Raw genomic sequence first — 435 nt, 5'->3', positions numbered from 1 at the left:
GGGCCAGGATCTCCTCGAAAATGCGTCGGGTGGTGGGGTCGTCGTTACCGAGGTAGGTGATGATCTCGCGATAGCTGTCGATGGCGATGCGCTCGGCGATCAGGTTCTCGGTGACCATGTCCTTCAGGGTCTTGCCTTCGACGTATTCGGCATGGGAGCGCTCCTCCAGGCCGCGCGGATTGAAGTCCGGCTCGCCGCCCAGTTGCATGATGCGCTCGGCCAACTGGTCGGCATGCTGCATTTCCTGGTTGGCGTGCTCGAGGAACTCGGCGGCGGCGATGCTCGCCTTAAGGCCGGTGGCCATGAAGTAGTGGCGCTTGTAGCGCAGGAAGCAGACCAACTCGGTGGCGAGCGCTTCGTTGAGCAGGCGCAGGACGGTCTGGCGATCGGCCGAATAGCCTTCGGTGACCGCGCCTTCCTGGATGTTCTTGCGGG

Annotated in this window: 1 protein-coding gene; it reads right to left on the bottom strand. The window is 63.2% G+C overall.

Going from position 1 to position 435, the window contains the following annotated elements:
- On the bottom strand, positions 1–435 hold a 435-nt coding region (locus FLO80_RS23920; RefSeq protein ID WP_149187151.1), incomplete at both ends, for a ferritin-like domain-containing protein.

It is taken from the genome of Aquicoccus porphyridii (assembly GCF_008369105.1).
GTDB lineage: Bacteria > Pseudomonadota > Alphaproteobacteria > Rhodobacterales > Rhodobacteraceae > Aquicoccus > Aquicoccus porphyridii.
The sequence above is the reverse complement of the archived record's forward strand: the minus strand, read 5'-3'. Positions and strand labels throughout refer to the sequence as shown.